We start from the raw sequence: 24,488 nt of genomic DNA, 5'->3' as shown, positions 1-24,488 counted from the left end.
AGTCGCCCAGTTCGACTCTCTTTTGCTCTCTCTTCTCTCAAAACCGGCGCCAACTTCTTGGCGGAAGCGCACGCAGGCGGCCTCGTACGTCAATGACTTGCGCGTGCGTCACGGCCAGCGGTTGTTCATCGTGCTTGGAAGAGCAAGGCATCAAGCCTGCACGGGGCTCAATGCTGCAGCACAGGGCATCGAGTACAGCCCCGGGCGCCCCTGCACGACCTGGACGAGGGCCCGGTATGCAACGAGTGGCCCTTCGGCTTCCGGCTTGCCCTTGTCGCGCGTCTTGACCTTGAACACGTCGATGGGCTTGGCGCTGTCGAGCCCGGCACGCCGCATGACCTGTTCGGCGGTGCGGGGCTCCCCCTTGAACGACCACAGGGCCTCGAACACTGCTGCCTGAGCCTCGGTCAGCCGGATCGGGCCGTGCGGCCCCTCGGGCAGCGTGACCCAGCGGAAATCCGCCGAGAAAGGCCCCTTCACCGGCGTCGTTGGATCGCTGGCCTGCGGGCCTGGTGGCTCACCCGACATGCCGATGAACGAGATGCCGCCGCCGTAGAAGGCGAACCGATCCTCCAGAGCCAACCACTCCACGCCCGGGCCGAAGGGCGCCCCGCGCGTCTCGCGCGGCTTCGGCGTGATGACGCGGATCGGCCCGCCTGCGACCCGCACCCGCTCCAGCAGGGCCGGCTCGCGCCATAGCCGGATCAGATCGCGCGCCAGCAGGACTGGCGAGCACCGGGAATCGCCAAGGCGCCACACGCCATCGCCGAGGGCGTCGATGCCGTCGCGGCTCTCGATCGAAAGCGCCAGCCGCAGCTTTCGGCGCAGCCAGTCCTCGTCCAGCGCCAACGCGGCCATGTCGTCGGCCGCGACGTCCACCGGCCCGCACTCGGGGCAATGGCAGGTACGCCCCTGGTGCCCGTTGCCCCAGACCTGCGCCCGGTGCTGGTGGCAGTAGGGGCACAGCACGAACCGCTGGTCCAGGGCCGTGGGCTTCACCGCCTGCCCGAGGGCCGGCAAGGCGGCGATCTCGCGGGGAGAGAGCGCCGCTCGAAGGATGGGCGTGCCGCCCGCGAACAAGCGGCACACCAAGGCCCAGGCGTCGTGCGTGGCCACCGGTTAGTCCTCGCCAATCGTGGAGCGATGCGGCTCAGGATTGGCAGTTCCCGCTTCCGGCGGCGCTTCCCGGACGTTCAGCGTCTGGCCGGGCTGCAAGATGCCCAGCGAGACCAGGTAGCCCTCCAACTGCGCCTGCAACGCGGCATCGAACTTGTGCAGGTTCAGCCGTCCGCGACGCGTCACCTCGACCGTGACGACCTTGGAACGAGCCTTTCCGGGTTCGGGCGGGTAGTAGAGGTTGATGCGTGCCGCCGTGATCAACCAGCCGCGGGCCAGCGGGTCCTCACCGGGGAACTCCTCGCGCAGCAGTTCGGTGACGCAGCGCTGCTCGCTCGACGCCATCGCCGTGCAATCGAGCTTCAATGCCGTGCTCGGACTCAACACCGAGAGGGACTTGACCTGCAGCGCCACGAAGCCGTCCGCCACGGCCTGCGGCACGTCGAAGCCGAGGCGCAAGACCGACAGGTCCAGCGTCGGCGGCTTGATACGGTGCGCGTCCACCTTGACGCCCAGCAGGTGCTCGGCGAAGGCGTCCACGAGCATCTGGTGGTACTTGGCGCCACCGCGCACGAGGGTGCGAACGACCCCAGTGGCCACGGCGTACTCCAGCACCATGTGGATGTTCGGGTTGCCGACGCGACGGGTGAGATGGGCGCCCTCGAACTCCAGGCGCAGCATGGCCAGGTCCTTGACGTGGACCGTCAGCAGGAACATGCCGGGGCGGCGTTCCACCAAGTAAGCCACGCTGCCGTCGCCGCACTGCAGTTCGCGCTGATAGAAGGCCGAGATGGCCTGGCGCAGCGCGGCCAGCGCGGCATCCGAGGTGTTCGGCCGACGCTTCACGCCGAGGTCGTGCTGCTGGGCCTGCGATCCGTGGCGCTCCAGGTAGTCGAACTCACAGGCCCGCTCGAACAGCGCCGGGTGGCTGGCATACAGCCAGAAGGAGCGGTGGGTGTCGCTCCGGCATCCCACCAGGCCCAGCAGCGCGGCGCCGTCCCCGGCGGCGGCCTGGAACATCGCCTGCTTGCCGGCCGGGTCGGCCAACTGGACGCTGGCCATGAGGTTGCCGATCAGACGGTCGCGGGCGGCGACGTCGGGCCAGGCGCGAACGGCCTCCACCAGCGCCTGCGAGGTGCGCGGCGTGTCCTCCCAGTCGAAATCGTCGGCCACGGGCAGGCCGTGCGAGGCCAGGAAAGCGCTGAGCGTCGCGTCCACCGGCAGTTCGAGCAGCACGTCGACGAAGGTCTTCTTCATCTTCTCGGTCCTTTCCGCAAGAGGTGTCGAGGGCTGCGGACCGAGGGGCGGGTTCGCGGGCCGGCGACGGGGTTACCGAACAGGGCTCTCACCAGCGTAAAGCAGCGAGATACAGCGCGATTGTGTCCCGCCCCATTCCGCCTGTCAATCATCGCGGCACGTCTGGCGCTTTTTGGTATATCGTGGCTATACTTTTGGGTCTGTTTTCCTACACTGACAGTCGATTCGAGACGGGACATCGCCATGGCTTCGGCGTTTGGAGTACGCCTGCGGCGATTCCGCGAGGCGAAGAAGTTGACCCTGCAGCAGGTGGCCGACGCGGTCGGCTGCACCAAGGCCTACATCTGGGAACTGGAGATGAAGGAGGGTCAACGCCCCTCGGCTGAGCGCGTGCAGGCGCTGGCCAAGGTGCTGGGCGTCACGATGGAAGACATCATGGGCGAGCCCATGCCCCAGGTCCCCGAGGCCAGCCCCGAGGATGTGGCCTTCTTCCGTGCCTATGCCGGCATGACCGAAGCTGAGAAGGACCGGGTGCGCCAAGCGCTGAAGATCATCTTCCCGGACAAGGATCTGCCGGAAAGCAAAAGGTGAACACGCCCCCGGCCCTCAACGGCGCGATCGCCGCCAACAAAGTCCACCACTGGTTGCGGGCTTGGTACGGCGCGGACGTGCCCGAGGCCATCGATCTCGATGTCGTGCGGCAGATGCTGCCGACCACGCCCTACGGCAAAGGGGTTCGGGAAATTCGTCCCCCGGTGCAGTTCAACGACGATGCCTTCGAGGGCCTGCTGGCGCGGGACCCCGGTGACCCTCAGGTCTGGGGTATCGCCTACAACGGCACGGTCAGCCCGCAGCGCCAGCGATTCACCATCGCTCACGAGCTCGGGCACTTCGTCCTGCACCGCGACCGGCAGCCGCGTTTCAACTGTGACAAGGAAAGCGTCCACTCCGGCCACGAGACGATGCGCCTGATCGAGCGCGAGGCCGACGATTTCGCCGGCAACTTGCTGATGCCCGGTGATCGGCTGCGCGAGTGGATCTCGAACCGACGCATCGATCTGCACGTCCTCAGCGCCATTGCCGAGCGCTTCCAGGTGTCGTTCGAGGCGCTGTGCATCCGCTTCATCAAGTTCACCCCGCAGCGCGCCATCTTGGTCTACTGGGACAACGGCTACGCGAAGTACGAATGGCGCAGCAGCAGCGCCGTGAGAACCCGGGCGCGCATCCGGCGCACCGGCGATCCGCAAGAGCCCTTACCCGGCACGCTCGCCGCCGACGCGAGCGTCGAGCAGGCATGGGACGGCGTCGAGATGTCTGCTGCGATCTGGTGCCCCGAGGAGGCGCCCTACATGAAGCTGCGCGAGTTCAAGCACAGCTACGCCTCGAGAGATCGCGTCCTGACCCTGCTGCTGTTGGAGAGCGCCGAGCCGCGCGCTTGGGATCGATCCTGGCAGGATGGCGAAAGCAACGACTGCGATGACCGGTTCGTCTCGACAGGCCAGCACCCGATGCGATGACGCAGGGCGCCGTAGCCCGCGCATCCCCGCCAGAACACGTTACGCGGAGCCCCATCGATTCCTAGCATGACAAGCGTTTTCCATAGGAACGCTTGCGATGCACGAACTCGAACCTTTCTCCCTTTCTCCTGCCGCCGATCAGCCAAGGCACGCGCACCAGGAAGTCGTTGATCTCCTCGCCGCAGGCCTTCTGCGGCTTCGCGCCCGCCGCGAACTCCCGCTTTCCGACACCAGAGACGAAGTTGGCCTTGGCTTTGTCGGCCAACAGCGCGTGAATGCGAACCCCGATAACAACAACGGAGTTCGCCCATGACGGCACACGCACCCACAGTCGACGCTACCACCATCGCCGCTCGCATCGCCCAGCTGCCCCACCTGCCGATGGACAGCCTCTGGGCGCTGTGGGACGAGTACTTCGAGGAGCGGCCCAAGCATCACCACCGCACGTGGCTGGAGAGTCGGCTCGCCTACAGGATCCAGGAGCGCGCCTTCGGCGGGTTGAAGCCCGCGACCCGCCGCAAGCTCGAGGAGATCGGTGAGACGGGCATCCTGCCGCGCCAACTGCGCCGCGACGCGAGTCGGCTGCTACCGGGCACCGTGCTCACGCGGATCTTCGACGACGTCGAGCACCGCGTCCTGGTGCGCGGCCCGAACGACTTCGAGTATCAGGGGCAGCGGTTCAAGAGCCTGACGGCGATTGCCCGCCACATCACCGGCACGCCTTGGTCGGGCCCCGCGTTCTTCGGCCTCAAGACCAAGCACGGCCAGAAGGAGCCGGCATGAGATCACGATGGCCCGCATCCCCGTCGACCATGCCGACGCCTGGTCCCGTCACGCCATCGAGGCGCTGTGCGGTCTACACCCGCAAGTCCACCGACGAGGGACTGGACCAGGAGTACAACAGCCTGGAGGCCCAACGCGACGCGGGGCTGGCCTTCATCGCCAGCCAACGCCACGAGGGCTGGATCGCCGTCGAGGAGGGTTATGACGACGGCGGCTACTCCGGCGGTAATCTCGACCGCCCGGCGCTCAAACGGCTGCTCGCCGACATCGATGCCGGCAGGATCGACATCGTGGTCGTCTACAAGATCGACCGATTGACGCGAAGCCTCGCGGACTTCGCCAAGCTGGTGGAGGTGTTCGACCGCAACGGCGTCTCCTTCGTCTCGGTCACGCAGCAGTTCAACACCACCACCTCGATGGGGCGGCTCACGCTCAACATCCTGCTGTCCTTCGCGCAGTTCGAGCGCGAGGTCACCGGCGAGCGCATCCGCGACAAGATCGCCGCCTCCAAGGCGAAGGGCATGTGGATGGGCGGCATGCCGCCGCTGGGCTATGACGTCGTCGATCGCAAGCTCGTCGTCAACGAGCGCGAGGCCGCACTCGTGCGTGACATCTTCCGGCGCTACGCCGAGCATGGCTCGGCTGCACGGCTGGTGCGGGAGATGGCGGTCGAGGGGCACACCACCAAGGCCTGGGTGACCCAAGGCGGGCGCCGGCGCACGGGCCGACCCATCGACCAGCAGTTCATCTTCGCGCTGCTGCGCAACCGCATCTACCTGGGTGAGATCCGCAACCACGGCACGTGGTATCCCGGCCAACACGAAGCGATCGTGCCGCAAGACCTGTGGGACGCCGCGCACGCGTTCATCGCGCGCCGCAAGCAGGCGCCGCGCGAGCACCGCGCCAAGCATCCGGCCCTGCTCGCGGGGCTGCTGTTCGCGCCCGATGGGCAGCGCATGCTGCACACCTTCGTCAAGAAGAAGAGCGGACGCACCTACCGCTACTACGTCCCCTACCTGCACAAGCGCCGCAACGCGGGCGCGAGCCTGGCGCCGGACGCCCCGGACGTCGGGCATCTGCCCGCGGCCGAGATCGAGAACGCGGTGTTGACGCAGATCCACGCGGCGCTCTCGGCGCCGGAGGTGCTGATCGGCACCTGGCGGGCGTGCCAGCGCCACCCGGCCGGTGCTGCCCTCGATGAAGCGCAGGTGGTGGTGGCGATGCGACGCATCGGCGACGTGTGGGCGCAGTTGTTCCCGGCCGAGCAGCAACGCATCGCGCGGCTGCTGATCGAGCGGGTCCAACTGCATGAGCACGGACTCGACATCCTCTGGCGCGAGGACGGCTGGCTGGGATTGGGGCCCGAGATCGGCGCGCATCCGCTGGTCGAGGAATCCAGCGCACAGACCGAGGAAACACCGGCATGAGCACCACGACGAACCCGCGCAAGCGCGCTATCCGCGTCGAGGTCGGAACCGATGCCCGCAGCTACGTCAGCGATGGCCAGCGCGTCACGCTGGTGCCGCTGACGATCAAGCGCCGCCAGAACCGCAAGCTGCTGATCCCGCCCGCGCCCGATGCCGCCACTGTGACGGGTGGCTTCGACGTGCCGATGATCAAGACGCTCGGCAAGGCGTTCTACTGGAAGCGGCTGATCGACGAAGGCGTCTATCCGACGACCGCCGACCTGGCGCGCGCGCTGAAACTGGAGCCAGGCTGGGCGGCCGAGGTGCTGCGCATGACCATGCTGGCACCGGACATCGTCGAGGCGATTTTCGAGGGCCGCCAGCCCCGGCATCTGAATCTGCACACGCTGCGTGGCCGCCAAGACCTGCTGCCTCGCGACTGGGGCGAGCAGCGTCGGCTGCTGGGCTTTCCTTCAGCTTGAGACTGGCGCTCAGCTGGCGCAACAACTACCTCTGCCACGCTCCTGGATTGGTGGGCACGGCACAGTGCCGTAGGAGCAATAGACGCAGCAGTCCCCGGGCTTGGGCTTGAGTATGGCGTGGCAGGCCTCGCACTCATAGAACCACTGGCAGGCATCGGTAGGCATGGTCTCGGTCTTGGTGTGACCGCACTCCGGACAAGTCAACGTCGATTCCAGAACGACGGCAGTCACTTCACGCTCCCGACCACCGTCGAGGGGTAGCCAGCATCCTGGGTCGCCCGCGTCAGCGCCTCTACATTCGCCCGCGCGTCGTCGAACGTCACGGTCGCCTGTCGTTTGTCGAGGTTCACGTCCGTCTTGGCCACGCCCGGCACCTTGCCGAGCGCCTTCTTGACCGTAATCGGGCAGGCGGCGCAGTTCATGCCCGGCACTGACAGGGTGACGGTCTTTGTCGCGGCGATGACTGGCACGCTCACGATCAGGGCGAGCGTCAGCATCGGAAAACCAAGCAATCTCTTCATAAAACCTCCGTTCAGTAAAACCAGGGCGCGACCAGCGGGAAGCCGAGCGCCACGATCACCAGGGCGACCACGATCCCGAACAGCAGCTCGTAGCCGCGCCGAACCGACGGCACCGCGCAGGCCTGTCCGGGTTCGCACGCCGGGGCTTTCGCCCATATGCGTCGCCCGGCGAGGAACAACGCGACGAGGGCCGCGCCGATGAAGATCGGGCGGTAGGGTTCGAGGGCCGTCAGGTTGCTGATCCATGCCCCTGAGAAGCCCAGCGTGATCAGCACCAATGGCCCGAGGCAGCAGGTCGATGCGAGGATGGCCGAGACGAATCCGGCCGCGAGCGCCGCACGGCCGCCTCCGGTACTGCCTTGCGCAGTTGGGGTGTCTGGTTTCATGGAGTAAGCTTACTTCCGTACTTAAGTACGGAGTCAAGACCATGAACAGCACGCCCGAGATCGAGGCGATGACGATCGGCGCGCTGGCGCGCGCGGCTGGCGTCAATGTCGAAACCATCCGCTTCTACCAGCGCAAGGGGCTGTTGCCCGAACCAGATCGGCCGCAGGGAAGTATCCGCCGTTACGGCGCCGACGAGCTTGGCCGCGTCCGCTTCATCAAGTCGGCACAGCGGCTGGGCTTCAGTCTCGACGAGGTGTCCGAACTGCTCAAGCTCGAGGACGGATCGCACTGCGCCGAGGCGCGTGCGCAGGCTCAGCGCAAACTCGTTGACGTTCGCGAACGACTGGCTGACCTGCAGCGCATCGAAGCGGCGCTGTCCGAGCTCGTGCAGCGCTGCAATGCCATTCGCGGCCGGGTGCGCTGCCCCTTGATCGCCGCCTTGCAGGCGGAGTGACGCACAGCCGTCCTTGACTGATCCTCGACCATGACGGCGGGCCTTGTGCCCGCCGTTTTCGTATCGGCGAGAACTTTGGCGAACCCGAAGTTCCCGCGTGGTTCGCCATTCGGTCCCTCCAAGGTTCGCCACCCGAAGCCTGCAATGACACCTGTTCCTCAACAGCGTCATAGGAGGCTTCCATGCCGACAACGGCAAGCACCATCCCCCGGTCGCCGGTCGATGCGATCAACGGCCTGTCTCCCGGCGACCGTCGGGTCCTCAACGAGAACGAGCTCGCGCAGCGCTGGGGCCTGAGCCCCAAGACCCTGCAGCGCTGGCGCAGCGAAGGGCGGGGCCCGCGCTACCTGAAGCTGTCCAAGCGCGTCAGCTACCCCCTGGAGTCGGTCATCGAGTTCGAGCGTGGCGCCCTGCACGACTCGACCTCCGAGCGCGCGGCGCGCTGAAGGGGGATGCGATGAGCGATTTGACCCTCTACCCCGCCGACATCGCCGCGATGTCCGTCGGCCAGCTGGCTCAACTTCCGCCCGCCCAGAAGGCGGAGATCAGCCGCCACCTGGACGAAGCGCTCGCCTGGCTCAAGCAGGCCCGCGCCAAGTTCGACGCTGCGCTGGAGGCCGCCTACGGCGAGCAGGCCCGTGCTGCCCGCCTCGAGGCGGGCAAGGACTTCGGCGTCGTGCACCTGAAGGACGGGCTGCTTCGCGTGACGGTCGATGTCCCGAAGCGCGTGTCCTGGGACCAGGCGCAACTGGCCGCCATCGCCCGGCGCATCGCCGCCGCCGGCGAGAAGGTCGAGGACTACCTGGACGTCGAGTACTCCGTCTCGGAATCGCGCTTCTCCAACTGGCCGCCGGCACTGCGCGCCGGGTTCGATGCCGCCCGCACCGTCAAGCCCGGCAAGCCCACGTTCCGGCTGGCCCTCGTCTCGGAGGAGTGATCCATGAGCACCGAACTGATCCCGTTTGATTTCGAAGGCCGTCCGGTCCGGGTCGTCACGGATGCCCAAGGCGAACCGTGGTTCGTCGCGGTGGATGTGTGCGCGGTTCTTGAACTGCCGAACACCACCCGCGCCCTGGCGCGACTGGACCCTGACGAGCAAGCCCTGATCTCAATTCAGGGCATCTCGCGCGGCAATGACCAGGTCAACGTCGTCAACGAGCCCGGGCTGTACAGCCTGGTCCTCGGCAGCCGCAAGCGCGAGGCCAAGCGCTTCAAGCGCTGGGTCACCCACGAGGTGCTGCCGGCGATCCGCAAGACGGGCAGCTACACGGCGCCAAGTGCACGCCCGACCCTGCCGGCACCCACCCAGGACCGCATCGCCGCTCTGCTGCTGATCGGCGAGGCCGTGGCCAAGGTGCCGGGGGTCAAACCCGGCATCGCGATGGCGGCCACGCTCTCCTGCATCCAGGAGAACACGGGCCTGGCGGTCGAGACGCTGCGCCGCGCCCTTCCTGCCCGGGACACTGCGGCGAACGAGGCGATCTGCTCGCTCAACGCCACCCAGCTCGGCAGGCTGCTCGGCCTGTCGGCCAAGGCCATCAACCAGCGCCTGGCCCACCACGGCCTGCAGTTGCGCAACGAGCGGGACGAGTGGGAACTGACCGAAGCCGGCGAGGCTTGGGCCGAAGCCATGCCGTACTCGCGCAACGGGCACAGCGGCTACCAGATCCTCTGGAACCCGGCGGTCGCGGAGCGGCTGAAGGAGGTGGCGTGATGGCCCTCCCCATCATCACCGCCGATCAGCGGCTGCGCGAGAAGCAGGGCGTGAAGCTCGTGCTTCTAGGCAAGAGCGGCATCGGCAAGACCAGCCAGTTGAAGACCCTGCCCGAAGCCTCGACCCTGTTCGTCGACCTCGAGGCTGGCGACTTGGCCGTCAAGGACTGGCGCGGCGACTGCGTGCGCCCGAGCACCTGGCCGGAGTTCCGCGATCTCGTGGTGTTCCTGGCCGGCCCGAACCCGGCGTTGCCGGCGGATGCGCCGTACTCCGAGGCGCATTACCGGCATGTGTGCGAGCGCTACGGCGATCCCGCGCAACTGGCCAAGTACGACACCTACTTCGTCGACTCGATCACGGTACTCGCGCGCCTGGCGCTCGTCTGGGCCAAGACCCAGCCGCAAGCCTACAGCGAGCGCACCGGCAAGCCCGACACCCGGGGCGCCTACGGCCTGCTCGGCTCGGAACTGATCGGGGCGCTGACCCATCTGCAGCACGCGCGCGGCAAGCACGTCGTGTTCGTCGCCATCCTCGACGAGCGCCTGGACGACTTCAACCGCAAGGTCTTCGTGCCGCAGATCGAGGGCGCCAAGACCGCGGCGGAACTGCCCGGCATCGTCGACGAGGTGGTCACCTTGGCCGAGATCAAGGCCGAGGACGGATCAATCTACCGCGCCTTCGTCTGCCACACGCTGAACCCCTACGGCGTCCCGGCCAAGGACCGCTCCGGCCAGCTCGAGTTGCTGGAGCCGCCGAACCTGCGCGCGCTGATCGACAAGTGCGCCGCCGCCACCCGCCTTCCGCCATCCGCTACCGCCTTCGAGGAGTGAGCCATGACCGCCTGGAACGATTTCAACGACGCGCAGCAGCAGCCCAGTTTCGACCTCATCCCCAAGGGCACGCTCGCCCGCGTGCGCATGACGCTCAAGCCCGGGGGCTTTGATGACCCGGCCCAGGGCTGGACCGGCGGCTACGCCACGCAGAGCTTTGGAACTGGCTCGGTCTATCTGGCGGCCGAGTTCGTGGTGCTGGAGGGCGAGTACGCCCGGCGCAAGCTCTGGAGCAACATCGGCCTGCATTCCCCGAAGGGCCCGGCTTGGGGCCAGATGGGGCGCAGCTTCGTGCGCGCCGTGCTCAATTCCGCCCGCAACGTCCATCCGCAGGACATGAGCCCGCAGGCCGCCGCCGCGCGGCGCATCCAGGGCTTCCACGAGCTCGACGGCATCGAGTTTGCGGCCCGCATCGACATCGAGAAGGACGGCCGCGGCGACTTGAAGAACGTCATCCGAAACGCCGTCGAGCCCGACCACCCGGACTACGCCCGCCTGATGGGGCTGCCGCCGAAGAACCCCGGCACCGCCCACTCCGGCGCGCCGGCGGCGGTCGCCCCGCCCCGTGCGATGCCCGCACCGGTTGCCCCGCAACGCCCCGCCGTGCCGGGCAAGCCGGCCTGGGCGCAGTGAGAGGAGGGGCGATGAAAACGAGCGAAGCGAAGTTTCGCGAAGCCGAAGGCGAGAGCGAATGCAATGAGCGGCAAGTGCTGGGTCTGCAAACGACAGGCGGGCGGCTACGGCCACTCGGACCTTCGGCATCCGGTGGGCGATGCCCGGCGCTATCCGATCGACTGGGTGTTCTGCTCGCGGCGTTGCCAGCAGGCGTTTCACGCGCTCTACGGTCAGTGGCTGCGGGTGCAGGAAGGACGCACGCCCAAGACGGAGGTGGCCATGATCGACCCGTCTGACGTCGAACTGGCCGCGATGAAGAAGTGCCTCAAGGCCTTCGGCGAGGTCGCGGGCGAGATCGGCTTTGCCAAGCCGCTGGGCGAGTATTCCGAGGCCGAGGCGCTCCAGGTGGTCGACGCCATCGTCACCTGCTACACGGAGGCGATGGTCGAGCACCACGAGGCGACCAAGTATCCGCCGGTGCGGGGCTTGAAAGACCCGGTGTCCGACCCCTTCGCCGACCTCGAGGACGATCTGCCGTGGGAGGAGCCGAAGGCTCAAGCGCAGACGGCACGCACGGCAGCACCCAAGGAGGCGCGGCGATGATGGACTTCAACGCCTCCAAGAGCCTGTCGGGTCAGCTCACGGCGCTGATCGACGCCGGGCTGCAGCAGTCTCGCGCGGCGCAGCCTCGCCGCACCTACCTCGGCGCCTCGCGCCTCGGGGTCGCCTGCGAGCGCGCGCTGCAGTACGAGTTCGCCGACGCCCCGGTCGATCCGGGTCGCGAGACCGACGGCCGCATGCTGCGCGTCTTCGAGCGCGGCCACCTCATCGAGGACTGCATGGTCGGATGGCTGCGTGCCGCGGGCTTCGATCTGCGCACGCGTAACGACGCGGAGGAGCAATTCGGCTTCTCGGCGCTGGACGGGCGCCTGCAGGGCCACGTCGATGGCGTGCTCGTCGCCGGGCCCGACCTGGGGTTCGGTTGCGGCTACCCGGCGCTGTGGGAGAACAAGTGCTTGGGAGCGAAGTCGTGGCGCGAGCTGGAGAAGCACCGGCTCGCGTCTGCCCGCCCGGTCTACGCCGCGCAAGTGGCGCTCTACCAGGCCTACCTCGAACTGCACGCGCACCCGGCCCTGTTCACGGCGGTGAACGCCGACACCATGGAGATTCACGCCGAGCTGGTGCCGTTCGATGCGGCGTTGGCGCAGCGCATGTCCGACCGGGCCGTGAAGGTCATCACGGCCACCGAGGCGGGCGAACTGCTGCCGCGCTCGTTCTCCGATCCCACCCATGTCGAGTGCCGGATGTGTCCGTGGCAGGACCGGTGCTGGAGGGCTGCGGCATGAACGAGACACCGCTGCACCAGGTGCTCGGGGAGCGCCTGATCGACGCACGCGAGGCGGCACTGGCGCTCAATCTGCCGCACTACTGGCTCACGCACGCGAAGGAGCGCCGGCGTCTGCGCCTGCCGCACTACCGGGTGGGCAAGCTGCTGCGTTTCAAGCTCTCCGAACTGATGGCGTGGATGGAGGAACGTCAAGCCCTGCTCACGGCCGACGCAGGGCACGAGGAGGAGTCGGATGCTGGACTTCAATGACACCGCACCCGCGCCCGAGATCCCGGCGTCCGAGCGCCGCGAGGCCGTGCGCGCCGCGCTGCTCGCGAGGCTGGAGTCGGTGCTGTTCACCCTGTTCCCCGCTGGAAAGAAGCGCCGCGGCAAGTTCGTCATCGGCGACGTGCTCGGCAGCCCGGGCGACAGCCTGGAAGTCGTGCTCGACGGCGACAAGGCGGGACTGTGGACCGACCGCGCCGAAGGCTCCGGCGGCGATGTGTTCCACCTGATCGGCGCTCACTTCGGCGTGGACGTGCACGGCGACTTCGCCCGCGTCCTCGACCTGGCCGAGGACCTCGTCGGCCGAGCGCTCACGGCGCCGCCGCGCAAGGCGGCCAAGAAGGCCTCGATCGACGACCTCGGCCCGGCCACCGCCAAGTGGGACTACCTCGACGCACAAGGGCGCCTCATCGCCGTGGTCTACCGCTACGACCCGCCCGGGCGCAAGAAGGAATTCCGGCCCTGGGACGCCAAACGGCGCAAGATGGCACCGCCCGAGCCGCGGCCGCTGTACAACCAGCCGGGGATCCAGGACGCCGCCCAGGTCGTGCTGGTCGAGGGCGAGAAATGCGCCCAGGCCTTGATCGAGCTCGGGATCGTGGCCACCACCGCGATGCACGGGGCGAATGCGCCCGTGGACAAGACCGACTGGTCGCCGCTGGCGGGAAAGGCCGTGCTGATCTGGCCCGACCGCGACAAGCCGGGCTGGGAGTACGCCGTGCAGGCGGCCCAGGCGATTCTGTCGGCGGGCGCGAAGACCTGCCACATCCTCTACCCACCCGAGGAAGCCGCCGAGGGCTGGGATGCGGCCGATGCCGTGGCCGAGGGCTTCGACGTCGCGGCCTTCCTCGCCCACGGCCCGCGTGTGCAGGTGCATGACATTGCGGACCCCGGCGAGCCGGTGATCGGCGCGGATGAATCGGTGTGGGGCACCGAAGATGCCCTGGCGCTGGCCTTCACCCGCCGCTACCACCGCGACTGGCGCTACGTGGCGGCCTGGGGCCGCTGGTTGGTGTGGGATGGCCGGCGTTGGCGCAACGAGGAAACGCTGGCGGCCACCGACTTGATCCGCGGTGTCTGCCGACACGCGGCCCTCCAGGCCGACAACCCCAAGCTGGCGGCCAAGCTGGCCACCTCCGGCACCGTCGGCGGCGTCGAACGCCTGGCTCGCGCAGACCGACGTCATGCCGCGACCACCGCCGAGTGGGACGCCGATCCCTGGCTGCTCAACACCCCAGGCGGCGTGGTCGACCTCAGGACGGGCCGCCTGCGCGCACACGACCGCGCCGACCGCATGACCAAGATCACCACCGCCACGCCCGGCGGCGACTGCCCGACCTGGCGGCGCTTCCTTGCCGAAGTCACCGGCGGCGACGCGGACCTGCAAGCCTATTTGCAGCGCGTCAGCGGCTACTGCTTGACCGGCTCGACCCGGGAGCATGCGCTGTTCTTCCTCTACGGCACCGGCGCCAACGGCAAGTCGGTGTTCGTGAACACCCTGGCCACGATCCTCGGCGACTACGCCGCCAGCGCGCCGATGGACACCTTCATGGAGGCGCGCGGCGACCGGCATCCGACCGACATGGCGGGCCTGCGCGGGGCGCGCTTCGTCTCCTCCATCGAGACCGAGCAGGGCCGGCGCTGGAACGAGTCCAAGGTCAAGGCCATCACCGGCGGCGACAAGGTCTCGGCGCGCTTCATGCGCCAGGACTTCTTCGAGTACACGCCCCAGTTCAAGCTGGTCATCGCCGGCAACCACAAGCCCGCGATCCGCAACGTGGACGAGGCGATGAAGCGCCGGCTGCACCTGATCCCCTTCACGATCACCGTGCCGCCCGAGCGGCGCGACAAACACCTGCAGCAGAAGTTGCTGGCCGAGCGGGACGGCATCCTGGCCTGGGCGCTGGAAGGGTGCCTGGCCTGGCAGCGCCTGGGCCGGCTCGATCCGCCGCCGCAGGTGGTGGCGGCCACCGAGGAGTACTTCGAGGCCGAGGACGCGCTGGGCCGCTGGCTGGAGGAGCGCTGCGTGCGCGAGGCCAATGCCAAGTCACTGACCGCCGAACTGTTCACCGACTGGAAGCAGTGGGCGGAGGCCGCCGGCGAGTTCGTCGGCTCACAGCGCCGCTTCTCCGACCTCTTGATCACCCGCGGCGTCGAGAAATGGCGCAACGCCGCCGGCATCCGGGGCTTCCGTGGCGTGGGTCTCAAGCACCCGATGCAGCCCGCCTACACCCCCTATGCCGACGACTGAACACCCGTGACCACCGACAGGACTGACGCATCTGACGCTGTCCATCGTAAGTCTCTACGCGCGCGCGCGTGCGCGCGCCTCACGGGAACTATCGATATCGTGCGTCGGATGCGTCAGTCCCCACCGAACGAGGACTGACACCATGCACACCACGATCCTGGCCCTGGACCTGGGCACCACCACCGGCTGGGCGCTGCGCGACCGCACGGGCCGAATCACCAGCGGCACCGAATCCTTCAAGCCCCGACGCTTCGAAGGCGGCGGCATGCGTTTCCTGCGCTTCAAGGGCTGGCTCACCGAACTCAAGGCCCACGCCGAGGGGATCGACGCGCTGGTCTTCGAGGAAGTGCGCCGCCACGTCTCGACCGACGCGGCGCACGCCTACGGCGGGTTCCTGGCCACGCTCACGGCCTGGTGCGAGCACCACGGCATTCCCTACCAGGGCGTGCCGGTGGGCACGATCAAGAAGCACGCCACCGGCAAAGGCAACGCCCGCAAGGACGCGGTGATGGCGGCCGTGCGTCGCCGGGGTCACGCCCCGGCGGACGACAACGAGGCCGACGCCTTGGCGCTGTTGCACTGGGCCATCCAGCATCACGACGCGGCGCAGGAGGCGTGAGATGGACGTCCCGACCCCTCGCTACCGCTGCCCGCTGGGGCGCCTGCAGCCCGAGCCGATGGACGTGGAGGCCGTCAAACGCCGCGGCTGGCGCGAGCAGCGCCTGCTCGTCGTCTGCCTCGACGACGACCGGCTCGACTGGATGGAACGCGAGCTGATCCGCCGAATCGGCGAGCGGCTCTACGGCGCACGGGAGGCGCGCCATGGCTGAGTGGACCGTCGAGCGTGTGGCCGAACGCTTCCGGGAGGCGGCCATCACCGCCCACCGCCTGCCGCCCGTGCGCGTGCAGGGCTACTTCAACACCTGGCCCGCGATCCGGCGCATGCCCTGGGAGACGCTGGGGGCCGAACCCTCGATCCGGCGCTTCCCGCCCGCACCCGAGACGGTCGAGCGGATGCTCGAGACCATGCGCTGGGTCTTGTGGCTGGAGGAAGAGGAACGCCACCTGGTATGGATGCGCGCCGAGCGCCACCGCTGGCGCGAGATCTGCGCCCGCTTCGGCTGCGACCGGACCACCGCCTGGCGGCGGTGGCAGCGGGCGTTGCATTTGGTGGCCGATCACCTCAACGGCGTCGCCTTGACGGCGTAGTGTTTTGGCGTGATTTGGCGGGTGCGGTCGCGCATCCGCGCGCATCGGCGGCGAAATGCGGCTTTCGCCGCTGCAACAGATTCGCCGGTCCGGGGGTAGGATTGCAGCTATCTTCTGGACAGCGGTGACGGTCGAGGAAGCCGCCCGGGCATTCACGGGTCCTTCCTGGCCAATAGCCCATGCGGGGGGCGCGAGCGCGGCATTCGCCTAGCGTCCGACTGCAAACCAAGGTTTGCAGGGTTTGCAGTTTGCACCCGCACCAGTCCGCACCCATCACGAGCCCGCCCGCGGTTTTCCGTCGGCGGGTTTTCCTTTTTCGAGGAACCGATTCTGAACACGCTCAACGTCGAGTACCGCAAGGTCGAGGCGCTGATTCCCTACGCCCGCAACCCGCGCACGCACACCGACGAGCAGGTGGCCAAGATCGCGGCCAGCATTGTCGAGTACGGCTGGACGAACCCGGTGCTGGTGGACGGCGACAACGGCATCATCGCGGGCCACGGCCGTTTGGCTGCCGCGCGCAAGCTGGGACTGGATCAGGTGCCGGTCATCGAACTGGCGCACTTGTCGCCGACGCAGAAGCGCGCCTACGTCATCTCCGACAACCGGCTGGCGCTCGATGCGGGATGGAACGGGGAACTACTGGCACTGGAACTGGCCGAGCTGTCCGAGGCCGGGTACGACCTTGGGCTGACCGGTTTCGAGGATGCCGAGATCGAGGCACTGCTCGCCGACGACGTGGTCTCCGATGAGGCCGACCAGGAGCAGCAGGACGCAACGGACGGCGACGAACCGGACGCCGCTGACGACGTGCCGGATGCACCCGTGGTGCCGGTGTCGCGCACCGGCGATGTCTGGGCCATCGGCCAGCATCGCCTGATCTGCGGCGACGCGACCGACCGTGCCGTGGTCGGCACGCTGATGCAAGGCGACATGGCTCGCCTGTGCTTCACCTCACCGCCTTACGGCAATCAGCGTGACTACACCTCGGGCGGCATCGCCGACTGGGATGGCCTGATGCGCGGCGTGTTCGCCCATCTGCCGATGGCTCAGGATGGCCAGGTGCTGGTCAACCTCGGGCTGATCCACCGCGACAACGAGGTCATCCCGTATTGGGATGCGTGGCTCGGTTGGATGCGCCAGCAGGGCTGGCGGCGTTTCGCGTGGTACGTCTGGGATCAGGGCCCGGGCATGCCCGGCGACTGGGCGGGCCGCTTCGCGCCAAGCTTCGAATTCGTTTTTCACTTCAACCGCCAGAGCCGCAAGCCGAACAAGATCGTGCCGTGCAAGCATGCTGGCCAGGAATCGCACCTGCGTGCTGACGGGTCGTCCACGGCAATGCGCGGCAAGGATGGCGAGGTGGGCGGCTGGACGCACAAGGGCCAGCCGACACAGGACACCCGCATTCCCGACTCGGTGATCCGCGTGATGCGCCACAAGGGCAAGATCGGGCAGGACATCGACCACCCGGCCGTGTTCCCGGTCGCGCTGCCGGAGTTCGTCATCGAGGCCTACACCGATTCGGGCGACATCGTGTTCGAGCCCTTCGGTGGCAGCGGCACGACGATGCTGGCTGCAGAGCGCACCGGTCGGATCTGTCGCACGGTCGAAATCGCGCCGGAGTACGTGGATGTTGCGATCAAGCGCTTCCAGCAGAACCACCCTGGCGTGCCCGTCACACTGCTGGCCACAGGCCAGTCCTTCGACCACGTCGCCAACGAGCGTCTGGCCACCACGGAGGCCGAGCAATGAACGCCTCCTGGTTGGCCGACAAGATCGAGCAGTGGCCCACAGGCAAGCTGCTGCCCTACGCCCGCAACGCGCGCACCCACTCGGATGAACAGGTGGCGCAAATCGCTGCGTCGATTGCCGAGTTCGGGTTCACCAATCCGATCCTGGCGGGTAGCGACGGCGTGATCGTCGCCGGGCACGGTCGGCTCGCCGCCGCGCAGAAACTCGGGTTGGAGGTGGTGCCGGTGGTCGTGCTCGACCATCTGAGCCCGACCCAGCGCCGGGCGCTGGTCATCGCGGACAACCGCATCGCCGAGAACGCCGGGTGGGATGACGCGATGCTGCGCATCGAGATCGCGGCCCTGCAGGACGATGACTTTGACCTGTCGCTCACCGGCTTCGATGCCGACGCGCTGGCCGAGTTGATGGCGGGCGACGAGCCGGATACTGAGGGCGAAGCCGATGACGATGCGGTGCCCGAGGTCAGCGAGACGCCGGTCTCGCGTCCGGGCGACGTCTGGCTGCTCGGTGGTCACCGCCTGCTGTGCGGCGACTCCACTCTGGCCGAAAGCTACGAGCGACTACTGGAAGGCGAGCAGGTGGACATGGTCTTCACCGATCCGCCGTACAACGTGAACTACGCCAACAGTGCCAAGGACAAGATGCGCGGCAAGGATCGCGCGATCCTGAACGACAACCTGGGCGACGGCTTCTGCGACTTCCTGCTGGCGGCGCTGACGCCCACCGTCGCGCATTGCCGGGGCGGCATCTACGTGGCGATGTCCTCCAGCGAACTCGACGTGCTGCAGGCGGCGTTCCGCGCCGCCGGTGGCCACTGGTCGACGTTCATCATCTGGGCGAAGAACACCTTCACGCTGGGTCGCGCCGACTACCAGCGCCAGTACGAGCCGATTCTGTACGGATGGCCCGAAGGGGTGCAACGCCACTGGTGCGGCGACCGTGATCAGGGCGACGTGTGGCAAATCAAGAAGCCGCAGAAGAACGACCTGCACCCGACGATGAAACCGGTGGAGCTGGTCGAGCGGGCGATCCGCAATTCGAGCCGCCCCGGCAACGTGGTGCTGGACCCGTTCGGCGGCTCTGGCACGACGCTGATCGCCGCCGAGAAATCGGGGCGGCTGGCGCGGCTGATCGAACTCGACCCGAAGTACGTCGACGTGATTGTGCGCCGCTGGCAGGACTGGACTGGGAAACGTGCCACCCGCGAGGCGGATGGCATGGCGTTCGATCAGGCGGCCCGCGACTCGTCGGTGATCTCGCAGTGAATCACGAAGCCCGTCAGGTAGGGCAGACCGCGCGGGATGCCGTATTGCTTGCTGGTCTGGCGTCCAATCGTCCAGCCCATCCACTGTCGGGTGGCGGCGTTGATCGCGTCCGTCAAGGTCTGGCCCCGGTACAGCCCGTTCTGAACCTCGTCGGCAAAGTGGCGGCCGTGTCGGCTGTCGAGGAAGATCCGCACCGATTCGAGGGGCTGGCCGGTGGCGTCCGAAATGGCGTTCATCGCCAAGGGCCACGCAGCGCTGGCGTGCTCGTTCATCGTGCCCCAAAAGCCCCAGGCTTCGTTCTGGGTGGCAGGGATCTGGTTGGTGGTCATCTCGGGCTCCTTCGGGTTGATCGTTGCGACGTCCGTAGTAACGCGCTGCTCGATTGAGAAGCCAAGCGCCGCTTGGCCTCTTTCTCGATCTTTCTGATCAGGCGATGCGGTAGACCCGCTCGCCGCCCTGAGCCTTGTCCGAGACGATGGTCAGGCCGAGCTTCTTCTTGAAGGCTCCGGCGAAGGTGCCGCGCACCGTGTGCGCCTGCCAGCCCGTGGCGTCGCAGATCTGGCGCACCGTCGCGCCCTCTGCGCGCTGCAGCATCCGGATGACTTCGGCCTGCTTGCTGTTTTCGCGGGTGCGCGGCTTGGCCTGCGTGGTCTTGTCCTGGGCCCACTCGGCCTCGGCGGCCGTCACGGCGGCCTCGATCTCCGGGTCGGCGTCCAGGGGCGCGGGACGGGCGCGACCCATCGCGTCGTAGCCCTCGGCGGCGACGAACCAGTCGTTGCCGTCGGTGGTGATCAGGGCGCGGTTGAACAGGCCGTCTAGCACTTTCTTGCGTGCGCCGCCTTTGATGTTGTCAGGGAACCAGTCGATCTTGCCGCCGGTGTGTTCGAGGGCGTAGGCCAGGATCGCGTGCTGGGCCGGGGTCAGTTGGCTGGTGGTCATTTGCTGCTCCTTCGGGGTGGTTGATGGGTGACGTGATGAACGCGCTGTTCCAGAGAGAAGCCAAGCTGATTCCGGGGGAATGACGAACAAATGAATGAAGGGGCCGCTGGTTCTCAAAATGGGCATCTCGATACGCGCTTACGCCCGCCACCGGGGCGTAACCGACACCGCTGTTCACAAGGCCATCCGGGCTGGGCGCATCACGCCGGAAGCTGACGGCACCATCGACGCCGACCGCGCGGATCGGGAGTGGGCACGCAACTCGGATGCTCCCAAGGCGGGGACGCGCGCCAAGGCCACGAAGGTCGCCGTACCGGAAGGCGGTGGCGACGGTCCCGCCGCCCTTCCTGCTGGCGGTGCGTCGCTGCTTCAGGCGCGCACGGTCAACGAGGTGGTCAAGGCGCAGACGAACAAGGTGCGGCTGGCCCGGCTCAAGGGCGAGCTGGTGGATCGGCCGCAGGCCATCGCCCATGTCTTCAAGCTGGCGCGCTCCGAGCGCGATGCGTGGCTGAACTGGCCCGCTCGCATCTCCGCGCAGATGGCGGCCAAGCTCGGGGTCGCCCCGCACACGATGCATGTCGCGCTCGAGGCCGCCGTGCGCGAGCACTTGCAGGAACTTGGCGATCTGCGCCCGCGCGTGGACTGAACAGGAACAAATGGACGTCGATTACGAAGGCGCAGCCGAAATCGAACGCGCGTGGCGCGAGGGCTTGACGCCCGATCCGCTGCTCACGGTGTCCGAATGGTCGGATCGGCATCGGATGCTCTCCAGCAAGGCATCCGCCGAACCGGGCCGCTGGCGCACCAGCCGCACGCCGTACCTGAAGGCCATCATGGATTGCCTGTCCCCGACCTCGCCGGTCGAGCGCGTGGTGTTCATGAAGGCTGCCCAGCTCGGCGCGACCGAGATGGGATCGAACTGGATCGGCTACGTCATCCACCATGCGCCGGGCCCGATGATGGCGGTCTGGCCGACGGTCGAGATGGCCAAGCGCAACTCCAAGCAGCGCATCGACCCGCTGATCGAGGAATCGGGCGTGCTGGCCGAGTTGATCGCTCCGGCTCGCTCGCGCGATTCGGGCAACACGATTCTGGCCAAGGAGTTTCGCGGCGGCGTGCTGGTGATGACCGGCGCGAACAGCGCGGTCGGCCTGCGCTCGATGCCGGTGCGCTACCTGTTCCTCGACGAGGTGGACGGCTACCCGCTGGACGTCGAGGGCGAAGGCGACGCGATCTCGCTGGCGGAGGCGCGCACGCGCACCTTCGCGCGCCGGAAGATCTTCATCGTTTCCACGCCGACGATCTCGGGCGCATCGGCCATCGAGCGCGAGTACGAGGCCAGCGACCAGCGCCGCTACTTCGTGCCGTGCCCGCATTGCTCGCACCGGCAGTGGCTGCGCTTCGAGCAGTTGCGCTGGGACAAGGGCGCGCCGGAGACGGCGGCCTATGTCTGCGAATCCTGCGACACCGCGATTGCGGAGCACCACAAGACGTGGATGCTCGAACACGGCGAGTGGCGCGCGATGGTCGAGGACGGTGCGCCGCGCACGGCGGGCTTTCACCTGTCCTCGCTATACAGCCCGGTCGGCTGGCGCGCGTGGCGCGACATCGCCGCCGCGTGGGAAGCGGCGGTCAGCAAGGAATCCGGTTCCGCCGCCGCGATCAAGACCTTCAAGAACACCGAACTCGGCGAAACGTGGGTCGAGGAAGGTGAAGCGCCCGACTGGCAGCGGCTGGTCGAACGCCGCGAGGATTACCGCATCGGCACGGTGCCGCAAGGCGGTCTGCTGCTGGTGGGCGGCGCGGACGTGCAGAAGGATCGCATCGAAGTCTCGGTCTGGGCCTTCGGACGCGGTAAGGAAGCATGGCTCGTCGAGCACCGCGTGCTGATGGGCGACACCGCGCGTGAGCAGGTGTGGAAGCGTCTGGCCGAGATGCTCGACGAAACCTGGACGCACGCCACGGGCGCGGCGATGCCGCTGGCACGCTTCGCGCTCGACACCGGCTTTGCCACGCAGGAAGCCTACGCCTTCGTGCGCGCCTGCCGCGATGCGCGCGTGATGGCCGTCAAGGGCGCATCGCGCGGCGCGGCGCTGATCGGCACGCCGACGGCGGTCGATGTCTCGCGCGACGGGAAGAAGCTGCGCCGTGGCATCAAGGTATTCACCGTCGCGGTCGGCATCGCCAAGCTGGAGCTTTACAACAACCTGCGCAAGGCGGCCAACGTCGGCGAGGACGGCGTCACCACGACGTTCCCCGCAGGCTTCGTCCACCTGCCCAAGATCGACGCGGAGTTCACCCAGCAGCTCTGTGCCGAACAACTGATCACCCGCCGCGACCGCAACGGTTTCCCCGTGCGCGAATGGCAAAAGATGCGCGAGCGCAACGAGGCGCTCGACTGCTACGTCTATGCCCGCGCCGCCGCAGCGGCGGCGGGCCTGGATCGCTTCGAGGAGCGTCACTGGCGCGAACTGGAGCGACAACTCGGCATGGAGCGTCCACCGGACGATTCGCCGCCGCTCGAACCGACACATCCCAACGAGGCCACCCACAGCGGTGGCCTTTCTGCTTCTGGAACCCGCAACGGCAGCCGGCGCGTGATCAAGAGCCGCTGGCTGACCCGATGAGAGAAGACCTTTGACCTACACCACCACCCAACTCGATGCGCTCAAGCGCGCGCTGGCCACTGGCGAGCGCCGCGTGAGCTTCGGCGACAAGACGGTCGAGTACCGCTCGGTCGAGGAACTGCAGGTCGCTATTCGCATCGTCGAAGCGGAACTTGCGCGCAGCGTCGGTCGGAGCACCAAGCGTCAGATCCGTGTCACCACGGGCAAGGGCTTCTGACATGGCGTGGTTCTCCCAAACCGTGCGCCGCCTGTTCGGCCAATCGCCCGTCCATGAAGCCGCCGGCCGTGGCCGCCGCGCGCTGGCGTGGATGCCCGGCAATCCCGGCGCGGTCGCCGCGATGCTGGCCACCCACACCGACCTGCGCGTCAAGAGCCGCGACCTCGTGCGCCGCAATGCGTGGGCGCAGGCCGCGCTCGACGCCTTCGTCGCCAACGCGGTCGGCACCGGCATCAAGCCGCAGAGCCTGTCGGACGACGAAGACTTCAAGGCCGACGTGCAGGCGCTGTGGCGCGACTGGACCGAGGAAGCCGACGCGGCGGGCCAAACCGATTTCTACGGCCTGCAAGCCTTGGCCTGCCGTTCGATGCTCGAAGGCGGCGAATGCCTGATCCGGCTACGGCCGCGCCGTGTCGAGGATGGCTTGGTCGTGCCCTTGCAGCTTCAACTGCTGGAGTCGGAGCACCTGCCGATCCACCTCACCACCGATCTGCCCTCCGGCAACGTGGTGCGCTCGGGCATCGAGTTCGACGCGCTGGGCCGCCGTGTGGCCTACCACCTGTACCGCTCGCACCCCGAGGACGGACGGCTCGCGCCGATGTCGGGCCAGGGCGGGATGGAGACCGTGCGCGTGGACGCGCGCGAGGTCATCCACCTCTACCGCGTGCTGCGTCCCGGCCAGATCCGCGGCGAGCCGTGGCTGTCGCGCGCGCTGGTCAAGCTCAACGAACTCGACCAGTACGACGACGCCGAACTGGTGCGCAAGAAGACCGCCGCGATGTTCGCGGGCTTCGTCACGCGCCAGAACCCCGAGGACAACCTGATGGGCGAAGGCCCGGCCGATGGCGACGGCATCGCGCTCGCCGGGCTGGAGCCGGGCACGCTGCAGATTCTGGAGCCGGGCGAGGACATCAAGTTCTCCGATCCGGCGGACGTGGGCGGCTCGTATTCGGAGTTCCTGCGCACGCAGTTCCGCGCGGTCGCCGCCGCCATCGGCATCACCTACGAGCAACTGACCGGCGACCTGACGGGCGTGAACTACTCGTCCATCCGCGCCGGACTGCTTGAGTTCCGCCGCCGCTGCGAGATGGTGCAGCACTCGGTGCTGGTCCATCAGATGTGTCGCCCGGTGTGGGCGACGTGGATGAAGCAGGCCGTGCTCGCCGGCTCGCTCGATGCGCCGGGTTTCGCGCGCGGTGGGCCGGCGCGCCGCCGCCAGTACCTGCAAGCCAAGTGGATTCCGCAGGGCTGGCAGTGGGTCGATCCCGAGAAGGAATACAAGGCCATGCTGCTGGCGATCCGTGCGGGCCTGATGAGCCGCTCGGAAGCCATCTCGGCCAACGGTTACGACGCCGAAGACGTCGACCGCGAGATCGCCGCAGACAACAAGCGCGCCGACGACCTCGGCCTGATCTTCGATTCCGACCCTCGCTACACGTCGAAGGACGGCGCGAATGTGCGTGATGGGGCGGAACCCAACCGCAACGCCATCGCGCCCGACGCCACCGGCGGCGACTCCTCCGCCTGACCGCTT

At 67.9% G+C, this 24,488-nt stretch carries 32 protein-coding genes; 24 read left to right on the top strand and 8 right to left on the bottom strand.

All coding sequences use genetic code 11. The features are described 5' to 3' along the window. Window positions 1–150 precede the first annotated feature (150 nt). Window positions 151–1,116, bottom strand: a complete 966-nt coding sequence (locus CDO44_RS21750; RefSeq protein WP_053822782.1) for a hypothetical protein — start codon at window positions 1,114–1,116, stop codon at window positions 151–153. Window positions 1,117–1,119: 3 nt separating this feature from the next. Then, the gene (locus CDO44_RS21745) at window positions 1,120–2,373 is read right to left on the bottom strand and encodes a hypothetical protein (protein WP_053822781.1); all 1,254 of its coding nucleotides are present in this window, start codon (window positions 2,371–2,373) and stop codon (window positions 1,120–1,122) included. Between the two features lie 243 nt (window positions 2,374–2,616). On the opposite strand from CDO44_RS21745, the gene CDO44_RS21740 reads away from it, so the two are divergent. Both CDO44_RS21740 and CDO44_RS21735 read left to right on the top strand, forming a co-directional pair. Further along, a complete protein-coding gene (locus CDO44_RS21740) occupies window positions 2,617–2,964 on the top strand; it encodes a helix-turn-helix domain-containing protein (protein WP_053822780.1) in 348 nt (115 codons plus the stop codon). Beyond that, window positions 2,961–3,890, top strand: a complete 930-nt coding sequence (locus CDO44_RS21735) for an ImmA/IrrE family metallo-endopeptidase (protein WP_223819440.1) — start codon at window positions 2,961–2,963, stop codon at window positions 3,888–3,890. The genes CDO44_RS21740 and CDO44_RS21735 overlap by 4 nt, the downstream gene beginning before the upstream one ends. Window positions 3,891–3,951: 61 nt before the next feature. On the opposite strand, the gene CDO44_RS27695 is transcribed toward CDO44_RS21735, so the two are convergent. Next, window positions 3,952–4,155, bottom strand: coding sequence for a hypothetical protein (locus CDO44_RS27695; RefSeq protein ID WP_053822779.1), 204 nt, complete (start codon window positions 4,153–4,155; stop codon window positions 3,952–3,954). A gap of 44 nt (window positions 4,156–4,199) precedes the next feature. Between CDO44_RS27695 and CDO44_RS21725 the strand changes: the two genes are divergently transcribed. The 3 genes from CDO44_RS21725 to CDO44_RS21715 are packed head-to-tail and all read left to right on the top strand — an operon-like array spanning window position 4,200 to window position 6,561. Continuing rightward, on the top strand, window positions 4,200–4,673 hold the full coding sequence (locus CDO44_RS21725) for a DUF2924 domain-containing protein (protein ID WP_053822778.1): 474 nt from the start codon (window positions 4,200–4,202) through the stop codon (window positions 4,671–4,673). A 29-nt stretch (window positions 4,674–4,702) separates the two neighbouring features. Continuing rightward, a complete protein-coding gene (locus CDO44_RS21720; protein WP_053822777.1) occupies window positions 4,703–6,100 on the top strand; it encodes a recombinase family protein in 1,398 nt (465 codons plus the stop codon). Beyond that, window positions 6,097–6,561: a hypothetical protein gene (locus tag CDO44_RS21715; RefSeq protein WP_053822776.1), complete on the top strand. Its 465-nt coding sequence runs from the start codon at window positions 6,097–6,099 to the stop codon at window positions 6,559–6,561. The genes CDO44_RS21720 and CDO44_RS21715 overlap by 4 nt, the downstream gene beginning before the upstream one ends. Before the next feature lie 9 nt (window positions 6,562–6,570). Here CDO44_RS21715 and CDO44_RS28165 read toward each other — a convergent pair whose 3' ends face one another. Genes CDO44_RS28165 through merT form a run of 3 tightly spaced genes read right to left on the bottom strand, consistent with a single transcriptional unit; the run spans window position 6,571 to window position 7,468 of the window. Further along, window positions 6,571–6,792, bottom strand: coding sequence for a GDCCVxC domain-containing (seleno)protein (locus CDO44_RS28165; protein ID WP_082371571.1), 222 nt, complete (start codon window positions 6,790–6,792; stop codon window positions 6,571–6,573). Next, window positions 6,789–7,082, bottom strand: a complete 294-nt coding sequence (gene merP / locus CDO44_RS21705) for a mercury resistance system periplasmic binding protein MerP (RefSeq protein ID WP_053822775.1) — start codon at window positions 7,080–7,082, stop codon at window positions 6,789–6,791. The genes CDO44_RS28165 and merP overlap by 4 nt, the downstream gene beginning before the upstream one ends. A gap of 11 nt (window positions 7,083–7,093) precedes the next feature. Continuing rightward, entirely contained in the window at window positions 7,094–7,468 is a 375-nt protein-coding gene (merT, locus tag CDO44_RS21700; protein WP_053822774.1) for a mercuric ion transporter MerT, read from the bottom strand. Between the two features lie 41 nt (window positions 7,469–7,509). Between merT and merR the strand changes: the two genes are divergently transcribed. The 15 genes from merR to CDO44_RS21625 all read left to right on the top strand — a co-directional run bounded on the left by merR (window position 7,510) and on the right by CDO44_RS21625 (window position 19,171). Next, complete coding sequence (gene merR, locus CDO44_RS21695; RefSeq protein ID WP_053822773.1) at window positions 7,510–7,923, top strand: Hg(II)-responsive transcriptional regulator; 414 nt, start codon at window positions 7,510–7,512, stop codon at window positions 7,921–7,923. Between the two features lie 182 nt (window positions 7,924–8,105). Then, a complete protein-coding gene (locus CDO44_RS21690) occupies window positions 8,106–8,369 on the top strand; it encodes an AlpA family transcriptional regulator (RefSeq protein WP_053822772.1) in 264 nt (87 codons plus the stop codon). A gap of 11 nt (window positions 8,370–8,380) precedes the next feature. Continuing rightward, window positions 8,381–8,860: a hypothetical protein gene (locus CDO44_RS21685; protein WP_053822771.1), complete on the top strand. Its 480-nt coding sequence runs from the start codon at window positions 8,381–8,383 to the stop codon at window positions 8,858–8,860. Window positions 8,861–8,863: 3 nt separating this feature from the next. Further along, complete coding sequence (locus CDO44_RS21680; RefSeq protein ID WP_053822770.1) at window positions 8,864–9,637, top strand: BRO family protein; 774 nt, start codon at window positions 8,864–8,866, stop codon at window positions 9,635–9,637. After that, on the top strand, window positions 9,637–10,467 hold the full coding sequence (locus tag CDO44_RS21675; protein ID WP_053822769.1) for an ATP-binding protein: 831 nt from the start codon (window positions 9,637–9,639) through the stop codon (window positions 10,465–10,467). Before CDO44_RS21680 ends, CDO44_RS21675 begins: the two co-directional genes overlap by 1 nt. A 3-nt stretch (window positions 10,468–10,470) precedes the next feature. Further along, complete coding sequence (locus CDO44_RS21670; protein ID WP_053822768.1) at window positions 10,471–11,100, top strand: hypothetical protein; 630 nt, start codon at window positions 10,471–10,473, stop codon at window positions 11,098–11,100. A gap of 63 nt (window positions 11,101–11,163) precedes the next feature. Further along, entirely contained in the window at window positions 11,164–11,685 is a 522-nt protein-coding gene (locus CDO44_RS21665) for a DUF6511 domain-containing protein (RefSeq protein WP_053822767.1), read from the top strand. Beyond that, window positions 11,682–12,428, top strand: coding sequence for a hypothetical protein (locus CDO44_RS21660; RefSeq protein ID WP_087782354.1), 747 nt, complete (start codon window positions 11,682–11,684; stop codon window positions 12,426–12,428). Before CDO44_RS21665 ends, CDO44_RS21660 begins: the two co-directional genes overlap by 4 nt. Further along, window positions 12,425–12,679: a helix-turn-helix domain-containing protein gene (locus CDO44_RS21655; protein ID WP_053823234.1), complete on the top strand. Its 255-nt coding sequence runs from the start codon at window positions 12,425–12,427 to the stop codon at window positions 12,677–12,679. Before CDO44_RS21660 ends, CDO44_RS21655 begins: the two co-directional genes overlap by 4 nt. Next, complete coding sequence (locus tag CDO44_RS21650; protein WP_053822766.1) at window positions 12,663–14,945, top strand: phage/plasmid primase, P4 family; 2,283 nt, start codon at window positions 12,663–12,665, stop codon at window positions 14,943–14,945. Before CDO44_RS21655 ends, CDO44_RS21650 begins: the two co-directional genes overlap by 17 nt. Before the next feature lie 142 nt (window positions 14,946–15,087). Further along, the gene (locus CDO44_RS21645) at window positions 15,088–15,564 is read left to right on the top strand and encodes a crossover junction endodeoxyribonuclease RuvC (RefSeq protein ID WP_087782353.1); all 477 of its coding nucleotides are present in this window, start codon (window positions 15,088–15,090) and stop codon (window positions 15,562–15,564) included. A 1-nt stretch (window position 15,565) separates the two neighbouring features. Beyond that, window positions 15,566–15,775 carry a hypothetical protein gene (locus CDO44_RS21640; RefSeq protein WP_053822765.1) on the top strand — a complete coding sequence of 70 codons (210 nt, stop codon included), beginning with the start codon at window positions 15,566–15,568 and terminating at the stop codon, window positions 15,773–15,775. Next, window positions 15,768–16,154 carry a DUF6362 family protein gene (locus CDO44_RS21635; protein ID WP_053822764.1) on the top strand — a complete coding sequence of 129 codons (387 nt, stop codon included), beginning with the start codon at window positions 15,768–15,770 and terminating at the stop codon, window positions 16,152–16,154. Before CDO44_RS21640 ends, CDO44_RS21635 begins: the two co-directional genes overlap by 8 nt. A 330-nt stretch (window positions 16,155–16,484) precedes the next feature. Further along, entirely contained in the window at window positions 16,485–17,906 is a 1,422-nt protein-coding gene (locus CDO44_RS21630; protein WP_053822763.1) for a site-specific DNA-methyltransferase, read from the top strand. Next, window positions 17,903–19,171: a site-specific DNA-methyltransferase gene (locus tag CDO44_RS21625; protein ID WP_053822762.1), complete on the top strand. Its 1,269-nt coding sequence runs from the start codon at window positions 17,903–17,905 to the stop codon at window positions 19,169–19,171. The genes CDO44_RS21630 and CDO44_RS21625 overlap by 4 nt, the downstream gene beginning before the upstream one ends. Here CDO44_RS21625 and CDO44_RS21620 read toward each other — a convergent pair. Both CDO44_RS21620 and CDO44_RS21615 read right to left on the bottom strand, forming a co-directional pair. Next, entirely contained in the window at window positions 19,135–19,500 is a 366-nt protein-coding gene (locus tag CDO44_RS21620) for a hypothetical protein (RefSeq protein ID WP_053822761.1), read from the bottom strand. The two genes, CDO44_RS21625 and CDO44_RS21620, sit on opposite strands and share 37 nt — an antisense overlap. Before the next feature lie 97 nt (window positions 19,501–19,597). Next, entirely contained in the window at window positions 19,598–20,110 is a 513-nt protein-coding gene (locus tag CDO44_RS21615) for a DUF3489 domain-containing protein (protein WP_053822760.1), read from the bottom strand. A 118-nt stretch (window positions 20,111–20,228) separates the two neighbouring features. On the opposite strand from CDO44_RS21615, the gene CDO44_RS21610 reads away from it, so the two are divergent. The 4 genes from CDO44_RS21610 to CDO44_RS21595 are packed head-to-tail and all read left to right on the top strand — an operon-like array spanning window position 20,229 to window position 24,482. Further along, on the top strand, window positions 20,229–20,756 hold the full coding sequence (locus tag CDO44_RS21610; RefSeq protein ID WP_053822759.1) for a hypothetical protein: 528 nt from the start codon (window positions 20,229–20,231) through the stop codon (window positions 20,754–20,756). A gap of 10 nt (window positions 20,757–20,766) precedes the next feature. Next, window positions 20,767–22,737: a phage terminase large subunit family protein gene (locus tag CDO44_RS21605; protein WP_053822758.1), complete on the top strand. Its 1,971-nt coding sequence runs from the start codon at window positions 20,767–20,769 to the stop codon at window positions 22,735–22,737. Window positions 22,738–22,747: 10 nt separating this feature from the next. Then, window positions 22,748–22,954, top strand: coding sequence for a phage head-tail joining protein (locus CDO44_RS21600; RefSeq protein ID WP_053822757.1), 207 nt, complete (start codon window positions 22,748–22,750; stop codon window positions 22,952–22,954). Window position 22,955: 1 nt separating this feature from the next. Then, window positions 22,956–24,482 carry a phage portal protein gene (locus CDO44_RS21595; protein WP_053822756.1) on the top strand — a complete coding sequence of 509 codons (1,527 nt, stop codon included), beginning with the start codon at window positions 22,956–22,958 and terminating at the stop codon, window positions 24,480–24,482. Window positions 24,483–24,488: the final 6 nt, after the last annotated feature.

It is taken from the genome of Pigmentiphaga sp. NML080357 (assembly GCF_002188465.1).
Classification (GTDB): domain Bacteria; phylum Pseudomonadota; class Gammaproteobacteria; order Burkholderiales; family Burkholderiaceae_B; genus Pigmentiphaga.
This window is presented reverse-complemented; position numbering and strand designations above follow the sequence as displayed.

What these genes read in the sequence shown, in the direction of transcription:
- CDO44_RS21660 (WP_087782354.1), top strand. Translation starts at nt 11,682, where the DNA reads ATGATGGACTTCAACGCCTCCAAGAGCCTGTCGGGTCAGCTCACGGCG.
- CDO44_RS21725 (WP_053822778.1), top strand. Translation starts at nt 4,200, where the DNA reads ATGACGGCACACGCACCCACAGTCGACGCTACCACCATCGCCGCTCGC.
- CDO44_RS21625 (WP_053822762.1), top strand. Translation starts at nt 17,903, where the DNA reads ATGAACGCCTCCTGGTTGGCCGACAAGATCGAGCAGTGGCCCACAGGC.
- CDO44_RS21650 (WP_053822766.1), top strand. Translation starts at nt 12,663, where the DNA reads ATGCTGGACTTCAATGACACCGCACCCGCGCCCGAGATCCCGGCGTCC.
- CDO44_RS21740 (WP_053822780.1), top strand. Translation starts at nt 2,617, where the DNA reads ATGGCTTCGGCGTTTGGAGTACGCCTGCGGCGATTCCGCGAGGCGAAG.
- CDO44_RS21620 (WP_053822761.1), bottom strand. Translation starts at nt 19,500, where the DNA reads ATGACCACCAACCAGATCCCTGCCACCCAGAACGAAGCCTGGGGCTTT.
- CDO44_RS21595 (WP_053822756.1), top strand. Translation starts at nt 22,956, where the DNA reads ATGGCGTGGTTCTCCCAAACCGTGCGCCGCCTGTTCGGCCAATCGCCC.
- CDO44_RS21605 (WP_053822758.1), top strand. Translation starts at nt 20,767, where the DNA reads ATGGACGTCGATTACGAAGGCGCAGCCGAAATCGAACGCGCGTGGCGC.
- CDO44_RS21675 (WP_053822769.1), top strand. Translation starts at nt 9,637, where the DNA reads ATGGCCCTCCCCATCATCACCGCCGATCAGCGGCTGCGCGAGAAGCAG.
- merT (WP_053822774.1), bottom strand. Translation starts at nt 7,468, where the DNA reads ATGAAACCAGACACCCCAACTGCGCAAGGCAGTACCGGAGGCGGCCGT.
- CDO44_RS21640 (WP_053822765.1), top strand. Translation starts at nt 15,566, where the DNA reads ATGGACGTCCCGACCCCTCGCTACCGCTGCCCGCTGGGGCGCCTGCAG.
- CDO44_RS21690 (WP_053822772.1), top strand. Translation starts at nt 8,106, where the DNA reads ATGCCGACAACGGCAAGCACCATCCCCCGGTCGCCGGTCGATGCGATC.
- CDO44_RS21720 (WP_053822777.1), top strand. Translation starts at nt 4,703, where the DNA reads ATGCCGACGCCTGGTCCCGTCACGCCATCGAGGCGCTGTGCGGTCTAC.
- CDO44_RS21615 (WP_053822760.1), bottom strand. Translation starts at nt 20,110, where the DNA reads ATGACCACCAGCCAACTGACCCCGGCCCAGCACGCGATCCTGGCCTAC.
- CDO44_RS21610 (WP_053822759.1), top strand. Translation starts at nt 20,229, where the DNA reads ATGGGCATCTCGATACGCGCTTACGCCCGCCACCGGGGCGTAACCGAC.
- CDO44_RS21670 (WP_053822768.1), top strand. Translation starts at nt 10,471, where the DNA reads ATGACCGCCTGGAACGATTTCAACGACGCGCAGCAGCAGCCCAGTTTC.
- CDO44_RS21635 (WP_053822764.1), top strand. Translation starts at nt 15,768, where the DNA reads ATGGCTGAGTGGACCGTCGAGCGTGTGGCCGAACGCTTCCGGGAGGCG.
- merP (WP_053822775.1), bottom strand. Translation starts at nt 7,082, where the DNA reads ATGAAGAGATTGCTTGGTTTTCCGATGCTGACGCTCGCCCTGATCGTG.
- CDO44_RS21715 (WP_053822776.1), top strand. Translation starts at nt 6,097, where the DNA reads ATGAGCACCACGACGAACCCGCGCAAGCGCGCTATCCGCGTCGAGGTC.
- merR (WP_053822773.1), top strand. Translation starts at nt 7,510, where the DNA reads ATGAACAGCACGCCCGAGATCGAGGCGATGACGATCGGCGCGCTGGCG.
- CDO44_RS21745 (WP_053822781.1), bottom strand. Translation starts at nt 2,373, where the DNA reads ATGAAGAAGACCTTCGTCGACGTGCTGCTCGAACTGCCGGTGGACGCG.
- CDO44_RS21685 (WP_053822771.1), top strand. Translation starts at nt 8,381, where the DNA reads ATGAGCGATTTGACCCTCTACCCCGCCGACATCGCCGCGATGTCCGTC.
- CDO44_RS21665 (WP_053822767.1), top strand. Translation starts at nt 11,164, where the DNA reads ATGAGCGGCAAGTGCTGGGTCTGCAAACGACAGGCGGGCGGCTACGGC.
- CDO44_RS21680 (WP_053822770.1), top strand. Translation starts at nt 8,864, where the DNA reads ATGAGCACCGAACTGATCCCGTTTGATTTCGAAGGCCGTCCGGTCCGG.
- CDO44_RS21655 (WP_053823234.1), top strand. Translation starts at nt 12,425, where the DNA reads ATGAACGAGACACCGCTGCACCAGGTGCTCGGGGAGCGCCTGATCGAC.
- CDO44_RS21645 (WP_087782353.1), top strand. Translation starts at nt 15,088, where the DNA reads ATGCACACCACGATCCTGGCCCTGGACCTGGGCACCACCACCGGCTGG.